Genomic DNA, 18,751 nt, shown 5'->3' on the forward strand with positions numbered 1-18,751 from the left:
CCGGGAGTCGCCGGCGGGCCGGCCTTGCCAGCGCGGGCCTGCTCGATTTGGACCCGGCTCGCTTCAAGGATCGCACCGTACTGCACCCCTGACGGACAGACCGCTTCGCATGCCCGGCAATTGAGACAGAGGCTCATCTGCTCTTGAAAAACTTCGCTGTCAAGGCCGATCCGACCTTCATCAACCGCCTTCATCAGATAGATTCGGCCCCGCGGCGAAGCCATCTCAAGACCGGTCTCGCGGTAGGTCGGGCACGACGAGAGGCACAACCCGCAGTGAACGCAGGTGTTGATTATGTCAGAGCTGGGTTTATCTTTGGCGCTAAAGCCGATCACGAGCGGAACGACCGGCTGCGATGCGGGTGACGAAGGTTGAGTCACTGTCACAGGCGCTTCTCCTCTGGATTATGAAGGCTGATTGGTAAACCAAAACGCGGCTGGGTGCATCCGGTAGTAGGGATCAATCGCAACTTTGAGCGCGCGCATCCGGTCAAGCGCCGCTGGCGGCTGGCCCCACACCGGCGCCTGCGGGACGAGCGCCGGCGGGGAGGCGAGCAAGCGGGCATGCGGAAACGCAGCGACCAACTCGGCGTGATAGACAGCCACCTGCGCCGGATCGCCGGCAACTTGCAGGTAGATGATGCCATTCAGCGCATGGGCGGTGACGGCAACCGCCACCTGCCGGCGCTGAGCCGCTTGCTCGATGGTGTGGAGCGCGGCGGCAAAACGGGCCGGCCAGACGCTTAGACGCAGCAGCGTCTGATCGGTAACCGGCGCATAACGGGTGACGGTCTGCTGCCAGAACGCGGTCTCATCGGCAGCGCGGGCAACCGACACCATGCCGCCGCGCTGCTGGGCCAGCGCCGTCGCCTCGCGCAGATGGCGCTCGACCGCTGCCGGATGGCCTTCGGCCCGTATGGCCACCACCACGCCATTGCGATCGGCCAGATATTCGACCGCCGTAGGCAACAGCCGCGAGGCGGCCAGCGCGTCGAGCAGGGTGCATGCCGTCGCCGCATCAGGCATCTGGGCCAGCAAGGTCGCGCTCGCTGGCGGCTGGGGAAAGAGCCGCAGCGCCACCGCCGTGATCAGGCCGAGCGTGCCGGCACTGCCGACGTAGAGTTTCACCAGATCATAGCCAGTGACGTTCTTGACCACTTGCGCGCCAAGCCGCACCAGCTCGCCATCGGGTTCGAGCACATCGAGCGCCAGCACCCAATCACGGAACGAACCGTACCCCAAGCGACGCGGGCCATCGGTCGCCGTCGCCACTAGACTGCCAAGGCTGCGCTGCGGATCGGCAATATCGAGCGGCAGCATCTGGTTATTCGGCGCCAGCAACGCCTGCAACTCGGCCAGCGTGGTACCAGCAGCCACCTTGATCGTCAGATCGTCCGGCTCGTAGAGCAGCGGCCCGTGCCAGCGCAAGGTAGAAACCGTCACCGCGTCTGGTGAACGCGATGTCGTACCACCGGTCGGAATCACCGCCACCCCAGCGTGATGGCAAGCATTGAGCAACTCGGCAGCGGCAGCCGGCGTTTCCGGCGCAACGAATGTACCGGGAGCCGGCGCAGTAGCGGCGCGGGCCGGATCATGCTGTTGCAAGCGGGCCGCACGCGCAGCAGCTAACTCGGCGGGGGTCGTGTCAGCGGGAAAGATCTTGGCTGGGTTAAAACAGCCGGTCGGATTGAAGACCTGATGGATCGTGGCGTGCAACTGCAACTCAGCGGGTGAGAAGAAGCGCGGCAGATACTCGCACTTCTCCAGCCCGATGCCGTGCTCGCCGCTCACGACCCCACCATGTTCAATGCTCAATTCCAGCACGCTCGCCGCCAGATCGTGCGCGCGCCGGCGCTGATCAGGATCACGCGGATCATAGAGCACGAGCGGGTGCAAATTGCCATCGCCGGCGTGGGCAACGTTGCACACCTCAAGCCGGTACTCGGCGCGCAACCGCTCGACCTGCTCCATCATCAGCGGCAATTTGGTGCGCGGCACCACCGTATCAACCAGATAGTAGGCCGGGGCAAGACGACCGATCGCGCCAGCCACCGACTTCCGCGCTGTCCAGACGCGGGCCTGCGTCGCCGGATCGCGGGCTGGGCGCAGATCGAAGGCACCGTGCGCGCGGCAGATGGCGATAATCTGATCGAGCTGATCATCAAGACCATCATTGACGCCATCGACTTCAATAATCAGCGCAGTCGTGCCGGTCGTTTCAGGCAGGCCCAGTTCGTAGGCTTGATTGACGGCCCGAATCGCGTTGTGATCCATCAATTCGAGCGAAGTCGGCAGCGAACCAGCAGCGATCACGGCGCTTACCGCCGCTGCCGTCGCCACCACCGACGGGAAGAGGGCCAGCACCACCCGCACCGACTCAGGCAACGGCGTGAGGCGGACGATCGCCGCCGTCACAACGCCGAGCGTCCCTTCGCTCCCAGCAATGAGACCGGTCAAGTCATAGCCAACCGGATCAAGCACGCCATCGCCAGTCCAATAACGTTGGCCGGTATGATCAACCACCTCGACCGCCAACACGTGATTACTGGTCACGCCGTACTTGAGGCAATGGGGGCCGCCGGCGTTGGTGGCGATATTGCCGCCGATGGTGCTAGCGCGTTGGGAGGAGGGATCAGGCGCGAACTGGCAGCCACGCGGGGCAAGATAGGCATTCAGATCAGAGTTGACCACACCGGGTTGCACCACTGCCAACCGCGAACGCAGATCGACCGATAGGGTTTTATTCATGCGCGCCGTGCTGATCATCACGCCGCCACGCAACGGCACCGCGCCACCGGCAATGCCGGTGCCAGCGCCCCGGGCCACGATCGGCATGCCGGCGCGGGCAGCCAAGCGCACCGCCTCGGCAGCCTGCTCGGCGGTCACTGGCAGCACCACCACATCCGGCGGATGCGAGACCAGCATGCTGCCATCGGATTCATACGTCAACAACGCTTCGGGAGCAGCGACAACGGCATCGCCCCCCAGCGCGGCGCGGAGATCATCGATCAAGGTTGCCGGTGTAGCAACAGACACTATAGATACTCCTTATGATATGCGCAGCGTTTGTGCTCCTATGCGATCGTTTTGGCCTAACCCAATGGCCGGGGTGTGCGCCCGGTCCTGAAGGGCCGGGCTTGCCTTACGAAGCCCCTTGCGCGGGCTGAACGTACGATGGGTTGGGTAGGTGCTCGCGCACCCGGCCCGGTGGCCAAGTTTTTGGCCCTAGCCCTTCAGGGCCAAGTTATGGTTACGAAGCTCGCTGCGCGGGCTGAACGTGCGATAAGTTGTGTATGTGCTCAAGCGCTCAACCCAGAAGAACAGGATAAACCCGATCCGTTGCGTAGGCGAGACCTTGCGCCGGGTTGTTTCATCTATCCCGCCTAACCCACCACAAACCGGCCCGGATTGAGCAGATCGGCCGGATCAAACTCCTGCTTGATCCGGCGCATCAAATCAAGGTTAGCGATATGCGTGCCGAAAGCCGGCAGCTCGGCAATCAATGCCAGCGGCGCAGCGAGCAGCATCGTCTGGGGCGCGGCTTTGAGCAGGGCAGCATGCCACTCGCGCAACGCTTCCGCCGGGCCGCGCACCCGCAGATAGGCCACACCGTTCAGCGCGCGCGCCGTAACTTGCAGCGGCAGATTGGCGCGTTGGGCCGCCGCGCGCGCCGCTGCCAGTGCATTGCTCAGATCGGCAGGCAAGCAGGTCACACGCACGACCAGCTCATCAGCGGCGAGCGTTGCCGTCTGCGGCACATCATTGATCGCGTTCCAAAGCTGTTCATGGCCGGCGTCGCGCAGCGGTTCGGCGCTGACGCCGGCCTGCTGCGCAAACGCGGTGACATCGCGCACATGGCGTTCAACCGCCGCCGGCAAGCCCTCGCTGCGCACGGCCACGGCAAACGGCGCCCCGGCTAGCTCAAGACCTTCAAGATACTCGACAGCCACCGGCACCAGTTGGCTCGCGGCAATCGCATTGATCAGTTTCCACAGCGGGGCTGGCGTCGCGGCGCGGCAGAGAATGCTAACAGCGGCCCGTGGCTGCGGAATCAGCTTAAAATTGGCCGAGGCAATGATCGCCAGCGTGCCGAAGCTGCCAAGGTAGAGCTTCATCATATCGAAGCCGCTGACATTCTTGACCACCATGCCGCCGGCTTTCGAGACGCGTCCGGTCGCTTCGACCACGCGAATGCCGATCAGCAAGTCGCGCGCCGAGCCATACCCCAACCGGCGCGGGCCATCCATCGCCGTGGCGAGCAAACCGCCAATCGTTGCCTGCGCCGGCAAGGGGCAATCGAACGGCAACATCTGGCCATTGGCGGCTAAGGCGGCACTCAATGCGCCCAAAGTCATACCCGCCTCGACCGAAATGGTCAGATCGTCAGGAGTATAGTCAAGAATGCGGTTCAGACGGCTTGTTTCCACCACCACAAACGGGCGAGCCGGCGGGCGACCCCACGTCTGCTGAGTGCCGCCACCCCACGGCACGATCGCCACCGGTTCAGCCGCGAGACGGGCCACCGTCTGGGCCAACTCTTCGAGTGAACCGGGAGCAACCGCCAGCAACGGCGTTTGGCCATACGTTTGGCGATCGACGGGATGCTCACGGACGTACTGCTCACCGCTTATCGCTGTTAGATCGGCGCGTAACAGGGCGAGATTCATGGGCTTAACTCGACTTCAAAGCACTCCACGCCACCCCCGACCGACGCAAGGCGGCCAACTCGCCGCAACTGCGCCCCTTGGGGAACACTTTACCGGGATTAAACAGATCGTGCGGGTCGAAACTCTGGTGCAGACCAGCCATCGCCGCGAGATCATCCGTCGTAAAGAGCAAGGTCATGTAATCTTGCTTCTCAACACCGATGCCATGCTCGCCGCTGATAACGCCGCCGAAATCGATGCTCACCTTCATCACGCTAGTGGCGGCTTCGAGCGCGCGCTGATTCTGCGAGCGATCGCGGCGATCAAAGAGGATGATCGGATGCAAGTTGCCATCGCCGGCGTGGAACACATTCGCGATCGGCAAGCGGAACTCGCGCGAAATCCGGCCCACTTCATCCATGGTCTGCGGCAGTTTGGTGCGCGGCACCACCGTATCAACCAGATAGTAGGTCGGCGCAAGGCGGCCCATCGCGCCGAAGGCATTCTTGCGCGCCGCCCAAACCTGATTCTGCTCGGCCAAGGTACGGGCTGGGCGGACATCGATCGCGCCGTTGCGCCAACAGATCGCGGTTACATCGTGCAGCAGATCGTCGAGCCCATCTTCCACGCCGTCAACCTCGATCAGCAACGCAGCGCCGGCGGATTCGGGCAACCCTAACTTGTACATATCATTGACGGCCTTAATCGCTAGCCGATCCATAATCTCTAGCGCCGCCGGCAGCAACCCGCTCGCAATCACTTGGGAGACCGTATTGGAAGCGCCAGCAATATCGGGGAAGAGCGCCAACACCACCCGCACCGCTTCGGGCAGCCGGGTCAGGCGCAGCCACGCCGCCGTGACAAAACCGATCGTCCCTTCCGAGCCGGTGATCACGCCGGTCAAATCGTAGCCGGGGGTATGCGCGCTGCCATCTCCCGTCCACACAATCGAGCCATTAGGCAGCACGACCTGCACGGCCAGCACGTGGCTGGCAGTAATGCCATACTTAAGGCAATGGGGGCCGCCGGAGTTGTTGGCGATATTGCCGCCGACAGTGCAAGCTTTTTGCGACGAGGGATCGGGGGCGAATTGGTAGCCGAACGGCTTGAGATACTGTGACAACTCCCAATTAATCACACCGGGTTGGCACAGCACGCGACCATTGGCGGTATCAACCTGTAAAATCTTATCCATGCGGGCAGTAGAAATGACAATGCCGCCCTGCATCGGGGTTGCGCCACCCGATAGACCAGTGCCGGCGCCACGCGGCACGATTGGCATCCCGGCGCGAGCGGCTAGCCGGACAATCGCTGCCACTTGCTCGGCGCTGGTTGGCAACGCCACCACATGCGGCTCGTGGGTGTCCATCACGCAACCGTCGGCATCGTAGGTCAGCAACGCATCGGGTGTGGCCACCACGCCGCGCGGGCCAAGAATGCGCTCAAGCTCTGCGATCAGTTCAGCACGGTTCATTCCGTACTCCTGCGGCTAGCGGGCCGCACCTTTGGTTTTTGATAGGAGATTCTTTTGTAAGTGGGCGCTATGCCTTTAGTATACCATGAAATGAGCAGGGAGCAGCAGCGCACCGTTTGCGCTCGTTGTGGCAGAAAGGGGGCGTAACCCCACTTTCCTAATGTCCGTGCGAGGACGCGCCGCACCCGCAGCAAGCTCCTGCGTAGGCGAACAGGATGCGGGCAGTGATGGCTCCCGCGCTCGCGGGGGATTGCTTCGCCGCGTAGGACATCGCACCGCGATACCCCTACGCGCGGCTCGCAATGACATCAGGGGCGCGCTGGGCCAATTCACCCCCATCCCCTCTCCCGCCACACGGGAGAGGGGCGCTGCTGCCTTCCGCGGGAGCAGTGCCTGTCCCTTCCCCTCCGCGGATCCCCCGCTCCCGCCGTCAGGTGGGAGCGGGGTCCCGGGGGTGAGGGATCCAGCCCGTGCAGCGGGCTTCGTACCCCTAGCCCGGCCCTGAAGGGCCGGGTACCAGACCGATGTTCTGTCCGCCTTGCAACGCCAGTGGGAGAGGGGCTGGGGGTGAGGGAGAGCCAGCGCATTGCAAAGCCTTCAACCATATCTGCGCTCATGTATTCTGTCTGACCTTGAACCTATCGTATAGAGAGGAACGAGCTGGCTCGACCTTCGGGGGATTCGGTTACGTCTTGGGGTATGCAATAGAATAGAGAGAGCTACCAAAGCAGTTGAGGAACGAACTATGCAACTACCAGCTCCGTTACAGCGCGCACTTGAGCGCGTGATCGCCACCCAGCCAGCGGCGGCGCTTGAGCAGACCGCAGCCGCGTTATCGAATCGCTACCGGGAAGCAAGTGCCGGCAACGCGCCGGTCATCACGTCGCCGCTGGAAGCGGTGGCCTATGCGGCATGGCGCATGCCGGCCACCTACGCCGCGCTACGAGCGGTGTTTAAGCGGTTGGCAGAGGCGCAACCTGATTTTGCCCCGATTCGTATGCTCGATGTGGGCGCGGGCAGCGGCGCCGCGATCTGGGCCGCCGCCGAACAGTGGCCGTCGCTACGACGGATCGTCGCGATCGAACGGCAACCGGCGATGGCGCGCCTCGGCGAGCAATTGGCCGCCAGCGCCGATCTGCCGCCCATCATGTGGCAACACGGTGATATTCTTGCCCTCGACCGGCTGACAGACAGCGATCTGGTGGTCGCTGGGTATGTCTACGGCGAGATCGAGCCGGCAGTGCGGGTACTGTTGCTCAGCCGGCTCTGGAAAGCCACACACGGCGCATTGGTGCTGGTTGAACCGGGCACGCCGGCAGGCCATGCCACCATGTTGAGCATCCGCAGCGAATTGATCAAGCGTGATGCCAGCATCCTCGCGCCGTGCCCGCACACCGGCGAGTGCCCGCTCGCCGCCCGCAATGACTGGTGCCATTTTGGGCAACGGATTGCGCGGCCTGCCTTCCAACGCCGTCTCAAAGGCGCAGGCGCGCCGTTTGAAGACGAAAAGTTCGCGTACCTCATCGCTGCCCGCCACGGCGCGCCGCCGGCCAGCGGACGGATCGTGCGCCACCCCATCACCCATAGCAAGCGGATCGAACTACAGGTTTGCACGGCGCAGGGCCTGCAACACATCACCGTCACCCGCAGCCAAGGCGAGGCATGGCGGCGCGCGCGCGATAGCGCATGGGGTGATGGGTGGAAGAGCGAACATCCGCCTCAGAATATAGGCAATAGCGAAGCGGAGTGATATAATGATATATACCCGGTGCGATTTGTCGCCTCGGTGTACACATAGGATACCACCATGGCCGGCACTCGCACCCACCTCCTTCTTTTCGCCATTGACGATCTACGGGAGTCGATCATTCAAACGCTGGTGCCCTTTCCCCAGATCAGCTATTCCTTCGCTCCTACGCTGAGCGACCTGATCACACACCTCGAAACCCAACCGCCGGCCTTGATTGTCTGCCGGCCAGCCGCGCGCTACAGCCTGCCGGTGGGTATCGCACTCGTGCTCATCTGCACCTTGGCAGAATATGATGTCAGGCATTTTGCCAATGAGCAGGCCATTATCGATCTCTTGATCGAGAGCGATCTGGCTCGCTTGCCATTGATCGCGCAGCGCGAGGAGCGGATGCAGCGCTGGGCCGACCGCGAAATGCGCCGGTTGCGCACCGTCGTCGAACATACGCCGCACGGCGTGATCGAAGCCGAACTGGCCAGCCGGCGGGTGCGGTGGGCCAACCGGGCAATGCACGTACTCTTCGGGTATTCGGCAGCGGAAATGACCAACCTGCTGATCGAAGATTTGCACCCAAGCGAATCTCGCCCAGCGATCATTGACGCCTTTCAGCGTATGAGCGCTGGCGATGACACACCACTGCTCAATATCATTTGCCGCCGGCGCGATGGCTCAATCTTCTACTGCAATATCGCGCCGGGAGGCACGTATGGCAACGGCCAGACCTTTATTTTTGTTTTTTTCACCGATGTCACCACCGAATACGAAAGTTTACAAACACTTCAGATCAATGCGCGCCGGCTTGAATTAGCGTTGCGCGCCGCTAATCAAGGGTTGTACGATCTCGATCTGCGCAACGGGCAGGTCGTGGTCAACGATGAATACGCAACCATGTTGGGGTACGATCCAGTTACGTTTACTGAAACCAACCAGCAATGGCGCGACCGGCTGCACCCCAACGATGCGACCGCAGTCTATCAGACCTACCTCAACTACCTCAGCGGTCACATTCCCGAATATCGGGTCGAATTTCGCTCGCGGATGCGGCAGGGCGGATGGAAATGGATCCTATCGGTGGGGGCGATTGTCGAGCGCGATGCGGATGGCAAGCCAGTGCGCATGCTCGGCACCCATACCGACATCAGCGCCTTGAAACGGCTCGAATTGCACGAACGGATCCGGGTCCAACTCTTCACCAGCCTGTTAGGAGGTGAACGTTTGCAAACCCTAATGAATACCTTAATCAAAGCCTTTGAAGAAGAGCAACCCGATACACGCTGCGCCATTGCGCTTTTCGACCCCGCCACCCGCTGGCCACACCACGTCATTGCCCCCAACCTGCCGTCTACGTTCAGCCAGATGCTAGAACAGAGCCTTCAGCCGGGGCAGGAAGCCATCTGGCATCCGCTGCTCACGCAGCAGCGCGTGATCGTGCCGGACTTACACGCTGATCCCAACTGGGCTCGTTTTGCGTCCGCCGCACAAGAGAGCGGCTTGTCTACGCTGTGGGCGGAACCGATCCTCGGCGCTGGCAACGCGGCGATTGGTGCGTTTACCGTTTGGTCAGCGCGGGCTATGCCACCGCTCAGCGATGATCTCACGCTTCTCCAATTTATCAGCCATCTCGCCGGGCCGGTGATCGAGCAACATGTGATCGCGGAACGGCTCCGGTTAAGCGAAGAACGGTACGCGCTGGCCGAACGCGCAGTGAAAGATGGGGTCTGGGATTGGGATATTCTCAATGGCGTGACCTATCTCTCGCCACAGTGGAAGGCGCTGTTTGGGTTTGGCGAGGATGAGCTGCCCAATGCCATCACCACCTTCTTCGAGCGCATCCATCCTGACGACTGGCCAGCAGTGACAAAGGCGCTCGATCGCCACTTTGCCGGCAGTGAACCATTCAACATGGAATTTCGTATGCGCTACCGCGATGGCAACTATCGGTGGATCTTGGCGCGGGGTGAAGCGTTGCGCGACGCTGACGGCAAAGTGATGCGCATGGTTGGCGCCTTGAGCGACATTACCGAGCGCAAGCAGCTCGATGAGCGCATCCGCGAAACGCAGAAGCTTGAAGCACTGGGCTTACTCACCAGCGGGTTGGCCCACGATTTCAACAACCTACTCGGCATCATTATCGGCAATCTTGATCTCTCGCTCAGTGATTGGCAAGGCGATGAAACGACGCGGCAGATGATCGAGGCCTCGTTGCATGCGGCGCTTCGTGGCGCCGAACTGACCAAGAGTCTCTTGGCGGTGGCCCGCCGGCAACCATTGGCGCCGACCACCATTGATGTCAGTCAAGTGTTGCGTGAATTTTTGCCGCTCATCCAAGTGACCGTCGGTTCGGCGATTAAGCTTGAGTTAATCGAGCAAACCACCCTGCCGGCCCGCGCCGACCGGGCAGGGCTTGAAGCTGCGATCCTTAATTTGGTTATTAACAGCCGCGATGCGATGCCAAACGGCGGCAACTTAATGATCAAAATCAGAGAGCAGCGCGTTACCAGCGAAGACACGATGTTGCTGGCCATTCTGGCACCCGGCTGCTACATCGTGATCGACGTGATCGACACCGGCACCGGGATGCCGCCAGAGGTAGCCGCGCGCGCGTTTGAACCCTTCTTCACCACCAAAGAGCGCGGGCGCGGCACCGGTTTAGGGTTGGCGATGGTCTACGGCTTTGCCCGCCAATCGGGTGGAACGGCGCAAATCTATTCCACGTTAGGCCGCGGCACGACGGTGCGGCTGTATCTGCCGTGCGCCGGCCAGCCGGTAGTCAAAGAGACGGTTGTGATTGAGCCAGCATCGCGCCGCGAGGCGCGAATACTGGTGGTGGATGATGATCCAGATCTGCTGCGCATGATCGTCACCACGCTGCGCAATCTTGGCTACACCGCTTTTGCCGCCCAAGATAGCAAGACGGCCATCACAATCCTGCACGACGAGCCGATCGATCTCCTCCTTACCGATGTGGTGATGCCAGAGATAGACGGGCGAACCTTGGCTATGCAAGCGCAGCAGGTATCGCCGGCGCTCAAGGTGCTCTATATGAGCGGGTTTGCCGCCTTGCAGGGCATTGAGCTTACCGATGCGCCGCTGATTGAGAAGCCTTTTCGGGCTAGTTCGCTAGAGGTGGCGGTGCAACGAGCATTGGAGGGGTGATGTCGCTGACCGCGCTTCGCCTGCCATGACCGGGCTGGATGTCATTGCGAGAGGCCCCGTCCCCGCTGGAGGAGGGGAGTTTTTTACCGCAGAGGACGCAGAGGATGATCACCATCCCCAAAACCCTTTGCGGCCTCTGCGTTCTTTGCGCTTGCTTCCTCTGCGCCCTTTGTAATGGCCCCACTCCCGGCCCCTCCCTCGCTGGGGGAGGGTAAGAGCTGCGTCAGGACAGCAAAAGAGAGTCTGCGCCGCATCGCACGCAACGGCAGGAGCACACACCCCTCAGCGCGCCGCGCAGGTTTGCAAGACGGCCAGTGCCGCTGCGGCCAGTTGCCGGCGATCAAATTCCTGTTCGGCCAATGCCCGCGCCTTGCAACCAGCTTGGCGGGTGAAGTCAGGATGCTCGCGCAAATAGATGATCTGCGCGGCCAGATCGGCAGGATCGCCGGCGCGGGCATAGCGACCGCACTGATGCTTTTCGACTAATTGCTGCAACCAACCCGGTGTGTTGACAATGGCTGGCTTTCCGGCAGCCAACGTGTCAAATAGCTTGTTGGGCGAACAGGTCGCCAGCACCGGCACCGCCTTGAAGATGGTCAGGCAGACATCGGCGGCGGCGACCAGATCGGCGACGCCGGCTTTCGGCAACGGATCAAGAAACCGCACATTGCGCAGGCCGTACTCTTGTACTAATGCCTCAAGTTGCGGACGCTGGCGACCTTGCCCGACTAATGCGATCAGCACATCGTCATACCCCCACTCCTGCACCACCCGCGCCGCCTCGATCACTTGCCGCAGATCGTTGGCGTCTCCCATGGTGCCAAAGTAGAGAGCGAGAAACGATGGATTGCCCAGCCGCGCGCGCCACCCGCCGCCATCGCGCTGCGGATGGAAGAGGTCGAGATCGGCAGCGTTGGGAATGACGCTGATCCTTTCCGGTGCAACGCCAGCATCGATGATCCCCTGTCGCATGCCGGGCGAGAGCGCGATAATGTGGCATGACCGGCGGTAGATGGCGCGTTCGAGCCAGCGCGCAGCGAGAATCAGCAGGGGATGGCGCAGCGCTCCCATCTGGATCGGCGCTTCCGGCCACAGATCACGCACCTCGAAGACCAGCGGTGCGCGATGCCAGCGGCTAGCCACCATACCGGGAATGCCAATCGTCAGCGGCGTGCTGGTGGCAAACACCACATCGGGCCGTGCGACCCGCAACACGGCCAGCAAGCTGGCCAGTGCAAAGAGCACGAAGGCGATGATCCGCTGCCCATAGCCAAGCGCCGTGCCGCGGCTATAGTCGGCATAACCGGCTCGCACCTCAACGACATGAATGCCGTCAACCTCGCGCTGGCGCCACCATCCGCCGGGCCACGGCGTCTGGCGATCGGCGGCGGTTACAATCGTCACCCGATGGCCCTGCTGGATAAAGAAGCGGGCGAACTCATACGAACGGGTGCCGCCGACGCCGGCGCGGGTCGTGAAGTATTGGTGCAAGTAGAGAATGTGCATTATGCCAATGCCTCGAAGCCAACCGTTTGCACGCCCACGGCGGCCAACCGATCAACCAAGCCCGGATCGCGCAGCAGCGCATACTCACGCGCCTGCACGTCTGCCAACGCGCCAGAACGTGCGGAGGTCATTTGCAGGGCCGGATGCACGACCAGTTCCACCGGCGCCACGGGCACGCGCGGCATTTGCGTCACCATCTGAGCCAGCGTTATCAGACCCGCTTCAGACTCCGGCAGACCGATCAAACCCGCCGGCATCCGCATGCCTTGACGCGCCGCCGCTGCCGTCCATCCTGCGATCACCTGCTCTTTAAGCCACACAAACGGCTGAATCAGTCGTTTTCTCAGTGACGCACCTTTTAGCGGCAACCGCAAACGCTGATGCGAACGCATCGCCGGAATGCCGAGTTGGCGGGCGAGCGCGACCATTAATGAAAAGAGCCGCGGCAACAGATGAATATTCTGATGCGTATTCCAGAAATCAGGCTGACCGGCCACCAGCGCCAACCGGTCATGCTGCGCGCGCAGCTCACGCAGCACATGTTCCGGCGCGATTCGGCCCAGCACCCAGCGCTGGCGAAAAGTGGCAGCCGGCCAAAAACGCCCCTGCCCATCAAGCAGACTCGCCACCTGATCGGGCGACGCAACCGGCCTGCCAGCGGTCAGATTCCAATGCAGCCCGATCGAGGCATGGGGAAACTGTTGCCGCAGACGGCTCGCCTCGCTATAGCCCGGCATATTCGCCATCACGCACGTTGCCCGCAGCGCGCCAGCGGCCAGACACGCTTCGATCGCGGCATTGATCCGTGGTGAAGCGCCGTAATCATCAGCCGTGATGATGAGGCGCAGGGGATAACGGTGATGGCTCATACTAATTCGTGGTACAACGCAAAGAGATACTGCGATTCCCGTTGCCAGTTGTACTCATTGATCACGCGCCGGCGGCCCTCAGCACCCATTGCCCGGCGCAAAGCCGGGTCATCGAGCAGGCGGATGATTGCCTCAGCATACGCATCGTAATCGTGCGGCGGCACCATGATTGCGCAGCGGCCATCACCGGCAAACGGACGGCTCGGCGGCAAATCACTGAGCACGACCGGCATGCCCAACGCCATAAATTCAAACAGTTTGGTTGGGATATTGTGCTGAAACTTGGGCAGATCAGGTAGCGGAATAAAGCCGATTTTCGCTTGGCGCACCTGCGCTGCCACTTGATCGTGCGGCACCATCTGGGCATCGATCACGATATCGTCGTGCAACCCGCGCCGGGCAATTTCGGCCTGCGCCCACTCGGTCTCAAAACATTTCCCGAAGAAGTGCCACCGCGCCCGTCGTCCGCGCCGGCGCAACGCCTCAGCGACCGCAAAGGTCACTTCGAGGTTATAGCGCGGAAAGGTGCCGTGGAAGACCAGATCGAACGGGGCATCATCGGCAGGCGGCGGTTGTTGCAAAAAGAGATCAAGATGCGGAAAGTTGTGAATGGTGATCACCCGGCGAGCGTGAAACCGGCGCAGATAGAGATCGGCCACCCCGCGATCAGCCGTGATGATGGCATCAAAAGCGCGCGCCGCCAGCCGCTCCAGCGCCTCCATGCCGGCCAACAACGGGCCACGCACAAGCAGGGGCAGATAATATTTCTGGCGCAGGTACGCCGTATTATTTTCATGGCTATCAAACACGACCTTCGCCCGCGTCGTCGCCTTCAACCAGAGACCCAACGGGATCAGTTCAGGATCGTGGAGATGATACAGATCGGCCTGCAATTGGCGCGCCAACCGCGCCGCCTGCCACACCCGCCGCCAACGCCGTTTGAGGCCCAACGCCAACTGCTGCGCAGCCGGCGCGCCCACGCTATGCAACTGCACCCCTTGCCGCTCAAGCTCCGTCACCGGCAACGGCACGAGCAAATGGGTTTCATAGCCCGCTGCGGCCAAACTAGCGCACTCGCGGTAAAAAATGCGCTGATCAAACGGCTGGTGAACGGTCGAAATATGCACGACCCGGCGCGCAGCCATCAGAGGCCGCTCAGCCGGGCGCGGAGCCGTTCGGGCAGCAGCGGGATCATCGGGTAGATAAGCGTGCGGTTGAGCCATCGCATTCCCCTGAAGATCGTCTCATACGCTTTGCGTTCCCACGGGGCATAGACCGTCGCCAACGCGCGCGCCCGTTCAGCATCACGCAGCGGTGAGCGTTGGCTGCTGATCCCGTCGCCAGCAAAATGCGCAATCTCTTTCGGCAGATGGCCGTAGCTCACCCGCCGGCGCAAGATCATGTCGAGCAGATAGGCGTAATCGGCGAGGATGCGGTAATCGGTAGCGAACGGTTGAGCAGCATAGATCTCGCGGCGCACAAACCAGCTCTGGTGGCAGATCATTTTGCGATAGAGCCAAAACCGGTTGAGCCGATCAGGGTAGACGATCAAACGGCCTTCACCGGCGCGCCCGCGCCCAAGGTAGGGATGGTGGCCAAACGAGCGAACATCACCGTACAGAAAATCGGGTTCGCCATAGCGGGCCAGCGCCGCAGCGACCGCGCTCAGCGCATCAGGCCCGGCAAACCGATCACCGGCATTCATAAAACAGATGTAGCGCCCGCGGGCATGGGCAATGCCCTGATTCATCGCCTCGTAAATCCCGCTATCAGGCGTCACGATCACCCGCACACCGAGCGCCCGCAATCGTTCGGGAGTGCCGTCGGGTGAACAGCCATCCTTCACGAAATACTCAACATCGCTCCAATCTTGCTCCAACACGCTGCGCGCCGTCCGTTCGGCATCGTCTGCGCAGTTGAGGGTAATCGTAATAATGCTGAAGAGCGGTTGGCTCATGCCGTATCTCCTGAACGCAGAGAACGCTGATAGCGGGCAAGCTGCTCTTGATAGCGCCGGCGATGTTCAGGAATGAATTTGCGTTGCACAGCGGGCGGCAATCGTTTCACCACTGCGGGCGGGGTTTGCTCGCGCACCCATTGCACCACCTGCGCACGCGGGCGCCACCACAACAGATAGACCAGATGATCCCGCCACGTTCGCAGCCATTCCCGCCGGGCCGCTGATTGCACCATCTGCGCGTACTGCGGATCAGCAAGCAGACGTTCGATATCATCGGTACGGCGCAGCTCGGTAGACACCTTGCCGGCGGCGAGATCGGCGCGCAGATCAAGGATTGGTTGCGGATGCTGGCCAGTAAAGCGGGTCAGCCAATTCTGCGTGCCATACTGATCCATAATCCGCAATCCATTCAATAGATTGACTTCTTGCAGCAAATTCAAATTCTTGCGCAGCCGGTCTCGTTCTCGTGGCCAAGGTTGGTTCTGATAGTAGGCGCCTTTGCGCGTGAATTGATGCGGAAAGACCATATAGTAATGGTACATCCACACCCCAATGGCATCGGCATGGCGAATGCGCCGGCGCGTGATGTTCCGGCCCCGTTCATCGGCGATGGTCGGCGGACGATGGCTATCATAGACATACCCCGGACGCCAGCGGAACACCCGCCGGTACCGGCCCCACGGCTCGCCTTGATATTGGCGATGCCAAAAGAGACCGCCATCGGCGACATAATCGAACCCGCCCCAGAAGTTATAGGCGCGAAAGCAGAGACAGGTCGTATCGGGATAGTGGTGGAGAAAGGCTATGACCCGCTCGATATCTGCCGGATGGTAAAACTCATCGACATCGATCTGCCACAGCCAATCACCGGTCGCCCGTTCGGCATAGGCCCGGCTCTGCTCATCCTTTTCGCCCGGCCAAAAGCCGTTGGGATGGCCGCACATCTCGGCAGTCACAATGATCAGTTTATCGTCGGGGTCTTCTTCGGCCTTAAAGCGGTACAACGCCTGCAAGGTGCCATCGATCGAATGGCCGTCGGGCGTAGCGACATGCGTCGCGCGCGGGCTAGCGCCCTCGGCCACAATAATCTGGTGCGCGAACGGATAGATGGCACGCAGGTTGTAGCGCAGAAACGGCTCGCCATTGAGCACGATCATGCCAAAGGTTATCCGCGTTTCATGACTCACGGCTGCACTCCTGCCTGTAGCTCACGCTGGCGCGCATACGGCGGCGCTGGTTGCGGTTGCTCAGCCGGCACGCCCAGCATACCGGCGCTCAAGGCCCACACCACCCACATCGGCCAGTGCAGATGGGCGGTGGTCATGGTGTTGCCTGACGCTTGCCCATGCACGAGGGCAAAGATCATAACGGCAAAGAAGGTGGCCCGCCAGATTCCGCGATCATCGGCGGCAGTTTGGGACCAGATCGACGGCAATCGTCGCCCGGCCCAGATCAAATAGCCTACAAAAAAGGTCATCCCCACTAGCCCCTGATCGGCCAGCGTCCCGATAAACAGATTGTGCGACCAGAGTTTCTGCTCAAACCCCCATCCCCATACTGGCGAAGCGAGAAAGTAACTCCAGCCGATCTGCCACAACCAACCCCGATCGGCGAAGACATTGAACGAATCGCCCAACCCGCTCTCGCCCTCCCGCACAATCAGATGCGGCGCCACTTGATAGATCCAGATGACCGCAATCAGCGTCGTTGCCAGCGCCACCGGCACCCGGCGCAGCCACCCGCCCCGGCGCACTACTACCCAAGCAAAGATAAACAACGATGCAATCCCAATGCCGCTGAGCGATTGGCGCGCCCCGGTGAGAAAAATGCCGTAGCCACAGACGATAGCTAACCCCAACAACACAACCATAGCCCACCACCGGCGCGCTTGCAAGAACAGACCGACACCGCACAGAAAGGCAATGCCGAGATGGTGCGAAAAGTGATGGTAATTCCGAATGCCAAGGTTACGGTACGGCAGTGACGACAGGCCGGGATCGGTCAGCAGATGGTCGAGCGGCACATCGATATACCGCAACGCCGCGTACAACCCGTATGCGCTAGTCAACAGATAGGTCAGCGCAAACCGGCGAGCGGCAGCCGCATCACGCACCGCCAAGAGCGCAACCAGCGAACCAAGGATGATGTAGAGGATGAGCGAGCGGGCGACTTGCATCTTATCGCTCAACCCAAACTGAAAGAGCACACAGAGCGCCCACCCCCACCACAAGCCCATCCACGGTACAATCCACCGATCGCTTTCCGGCAAGATGCGATTGATCGTGCGATCGAACTGGCGGGGCAGCAACGACCATGATTGCGTGGTGTGCATATACCGGATCAGCGCCAGCACGATCGTCGCCAGCAATGGCCAGACGGCGGCGCTCGGCCCGACAAACACAGTGCGCGCCCATAGCGAGACCGATAGGTAGAGCGCCAGCGGAATCTCTGGCCGCCCCCGCCAGATCGCGTAGCCGCAGATGAGGCCGAGCACCGCGAGTTCAATTGGATTTAAGACAATCGATCCGTCAACAACCATAGTGGCGCCACGCTAGTACTCAAGCCCATAACTCAGGTAGAGACGCCTGCGCAACCCCGCATGCTTTTGCCACAGCCACCAGAGCACACGCAACCCGGCGTATTGTTGCGCGCTTAACGGTCGCCCATACCGGCGCAGCAAGAGCGCATGCTCGCGCTGCCAGACGGCCAGCAGCGTCGCGGTCTTCGCATCATCGTGCAAGCGAAAATCTGCCAACGGCGGCCCCGGCAAACGCCGGCTTGGGCCAGCGGCGCTCAGGCGAATGAAGAGATCGCGATCCATGCAGAAACGCAAGCTGCGGTCAACGCCACCCACTCGTTCGTAGACGCTGCGCCGCCAGAAACAGCCCTGTTGCGGCCAGCGATGCACCCCTAACAACGCGGTTAGCATCGGGTTGGGCGACAAGGCAAAAATACGCGCGCTGACCTGACCCTGAGCGTCGATAAAATTGACATCGCCGCTCGCAAAGGCCAGCCATGGCCGATCGGCGAAGAAGCGACCGACCCGTTGCAAAGCCCCGGGCAGCAAGCGATCATCCGAATTGATCCACGCCAGAATCTCGCCGGTGGCGCGGGCGAAACCATCGGCCAGCGCCGCCGACTGGCCGCCATCGGGTTGTGATTGCCAATACGCGAGCCACGGCGCATAGCGCTGGATAATCTCAACGCTGCCGTCGCGGCTACCGCCATCCATCACGATATATTCAAGATTGGGGTAGCCCTGCAAGAGAACGGAACGGATTGCCTCTTCGAGGTAGTGTGCTTGCTGGTACGACGGGGTGACAACCGTGATCCGCGGCCATGGCCGGCCATCCGGCAGCAACGGCGGCGCCGGCGGCGTCGCCACCGTCCACGG

General features: G+C 61.6%; 13 protein-coding genes. 2 read left to right on the top strand and 11 right to left on the bottom strand.

Going from position 1 to position 18,751, the window contains the following annotated elements; genetic code table 11:
- The 4 genes from U9R81_RS19610 to U9R81_RS19625 form a co-directional block, all read right to left on the bottom strand.
- Window positions 1–386: (Fe-S)-binding protein (locus tag U9R81_RS19610; protein WP_322497093.1), on the bottom strand; the 386-nt coding region annotated here is incomplete at its 3' end.
- 18 nt (window positions 387–404) lie between these two features.
- Window positions 405–3,035 (bottom strand): FAD-binding oxidoreductase, encoded by a 2,631-nt coding sequence (locus tag U9R81_RS19615; protein ID WP_322497094.1) that lies wholly within the window; start codon window positions 3,033–3,035, stop codon window positions 405–407.
- Between the two features lie 347 nt (window positions 3,036–3,382).
- Complete coding sequence (locus tag U9R81_RS19620) at window positions 3,383–4,666, bottom strand: FAD-binding oxidoreductase (RefSeq protein WP_322497095.1); 1,284 nt, start codon at window positions 4,664–4,666, stop codon at window positions 3,383–3,385.
- Window positions 4,667–4,670: 4 nt separating this feature from the next.
- The gene (locus U9R81_RS19625) at window positions 4,671–6,119 is read right to left on the bottom strand and encodes an FAD-binding oxidoreductase (protein WP_322497096.1); all 1,449 of its coding nucleotides are present in this window, start codon (window positions 6,117–6,119) and stop codon (window positions 4,671–4,673) included.
- Between the two features lie 745 nt (window positions 6,120–6,864).
- On the opposite strand from U9R81_RS19625, the gene U9R81_RS19630 reads away from it, so the two are divergent.
- Window positions 6,865–7,869, top strand: a complete 1,005-nt coding sequence (locus tag U9R81_RS19630) for a small ribosomal subunit Rsm22 family protein (protein ID WP_322497097.1) — start codon at window positions 6,865–6,867, stop codon at window positions 7,867–7,869.
- Between the two features lie 57 nt (window positions 7,870–7,926).
- On the top strand, window positions 7,927–11,022 hold the full coding sequence (locus U9R81_RS19635) for a PAS domain-containing protein (protein WP_322497098.1): 3,096 nt from the start codon (window positions 7,927–7,929) through the stop codon (window positions 11,020–11,022).
- Window positions 11,023–11,304: 282 nt separating this feature from the next.
- Here U9R81_RS19635 and U9R81_RS19640 read toward each other — a convergent pair whose 3' ends face one another.
- From U9R81_RS19640 to U9R81_RS19670, 7 genes are all read right to left on the bottom strand, one after another.
- Window positions 11,305–12,528, bottom strand: a complete 1,224-nt coding sequence (locus tag U9R81_RS19640) for a glycosyltransferase family 4 protein (RefSeq protein WP_322497099.1) — start codon at window positions 12,526–12,528, stop codon at window positions 11,305–11,307.
- Complete coding sequence (locus U9R81_RS19645) at window positions 12,528–13,397, bottom strand: carbohydrate deacetylase (RefSeq protein WP_322497100.1); 870 nt, start codon at window positions 13,395–13,397, stop codon at window positions 12,528–12,530. The genes U9R81_RS19640 and U9R81_RS19645 overlap by 1 nt, the downstream gene beginning before the upstream one ends.
- The gene (locus U9R81_RS19650) at window positions 13,394–14,620 is read right to left on the bottom strand and encodes a glycosyltransferase family 4 protein (RefSeq protein ID WP_322497101.1); all 1,227 of its coding nucleotides are present in this window, start codon (window positions 14,618–14,620) and stop codon (window positions 13,394–13,396) included. Before U9R81_RS19650 ends, U9R81_RS19645 begins: the two co-directional genes overlap by 4 nt.
- The gene (locus tag U9R81_RS19655; protein WP_322497102.1) at window positions 14,542–15,354 is read right to left on the bottom strand and encodes a glycosyltransferase family 2 protein; all 813 of its coding nucleotides are present in this window, start codon (window positions 15,352–15,354) and stop codon (window positions 14,542–14,544) included. The genes U9R81_RS19650 and U9R81_RS19655 overlap by 79 nt, the downstream gene beginning before the upstream one ends.
- Window positions 15,351–16,544 (bottom strand): glycosyltransferase, encoded by a 1,194-nt coding sequence (locus U9R81_RS19660; RefSeq protein ID WP_322497103.1) that lies wholly within the window; start codon window positions 16,542–16,544, stop codon window positions 15,351–15,353. Before U9R81_RS19660 ends, U9R81_RS19655 begins: the two co-directional genes overlap by 4 nt.
- Window positions 16,541–17,896 carry an O-antigen ligase family protein gene (locus tag U9R81_RS19665; protein WP_322497104.1) on the bottom strand — a complete coding sequence of 452 codons (1,356 nt, stop codon included), beginning with the start codon at window positions 17,894–17,896 and terminating at the stop codon, window positions 16,541–16,543. The genes U9R81_RS19660 and U9R81_RS19665 overlap by 4 nt, the downstream gene beginning before the upstream one ends.
- Before the next feature lie 12 nt (window positions 17,897–17,908).
- On the bottom strand, window positions 17,909–18,751 hold an 843-nt coding region (locus U9R81_RS19670; RefSeq protein ID WP_322497105.1), incomplete at its 5' end, for a glycosyltransferase family 2 protein.

The organism is Chloroflexus sp. (assembly GCF_034435895.1).
Taxonomy (GTDB): Bacteria; Chloroflexota; Chloroflexia; order Chloroflexales; family Chloroflexaceae; genus Chloroflexus.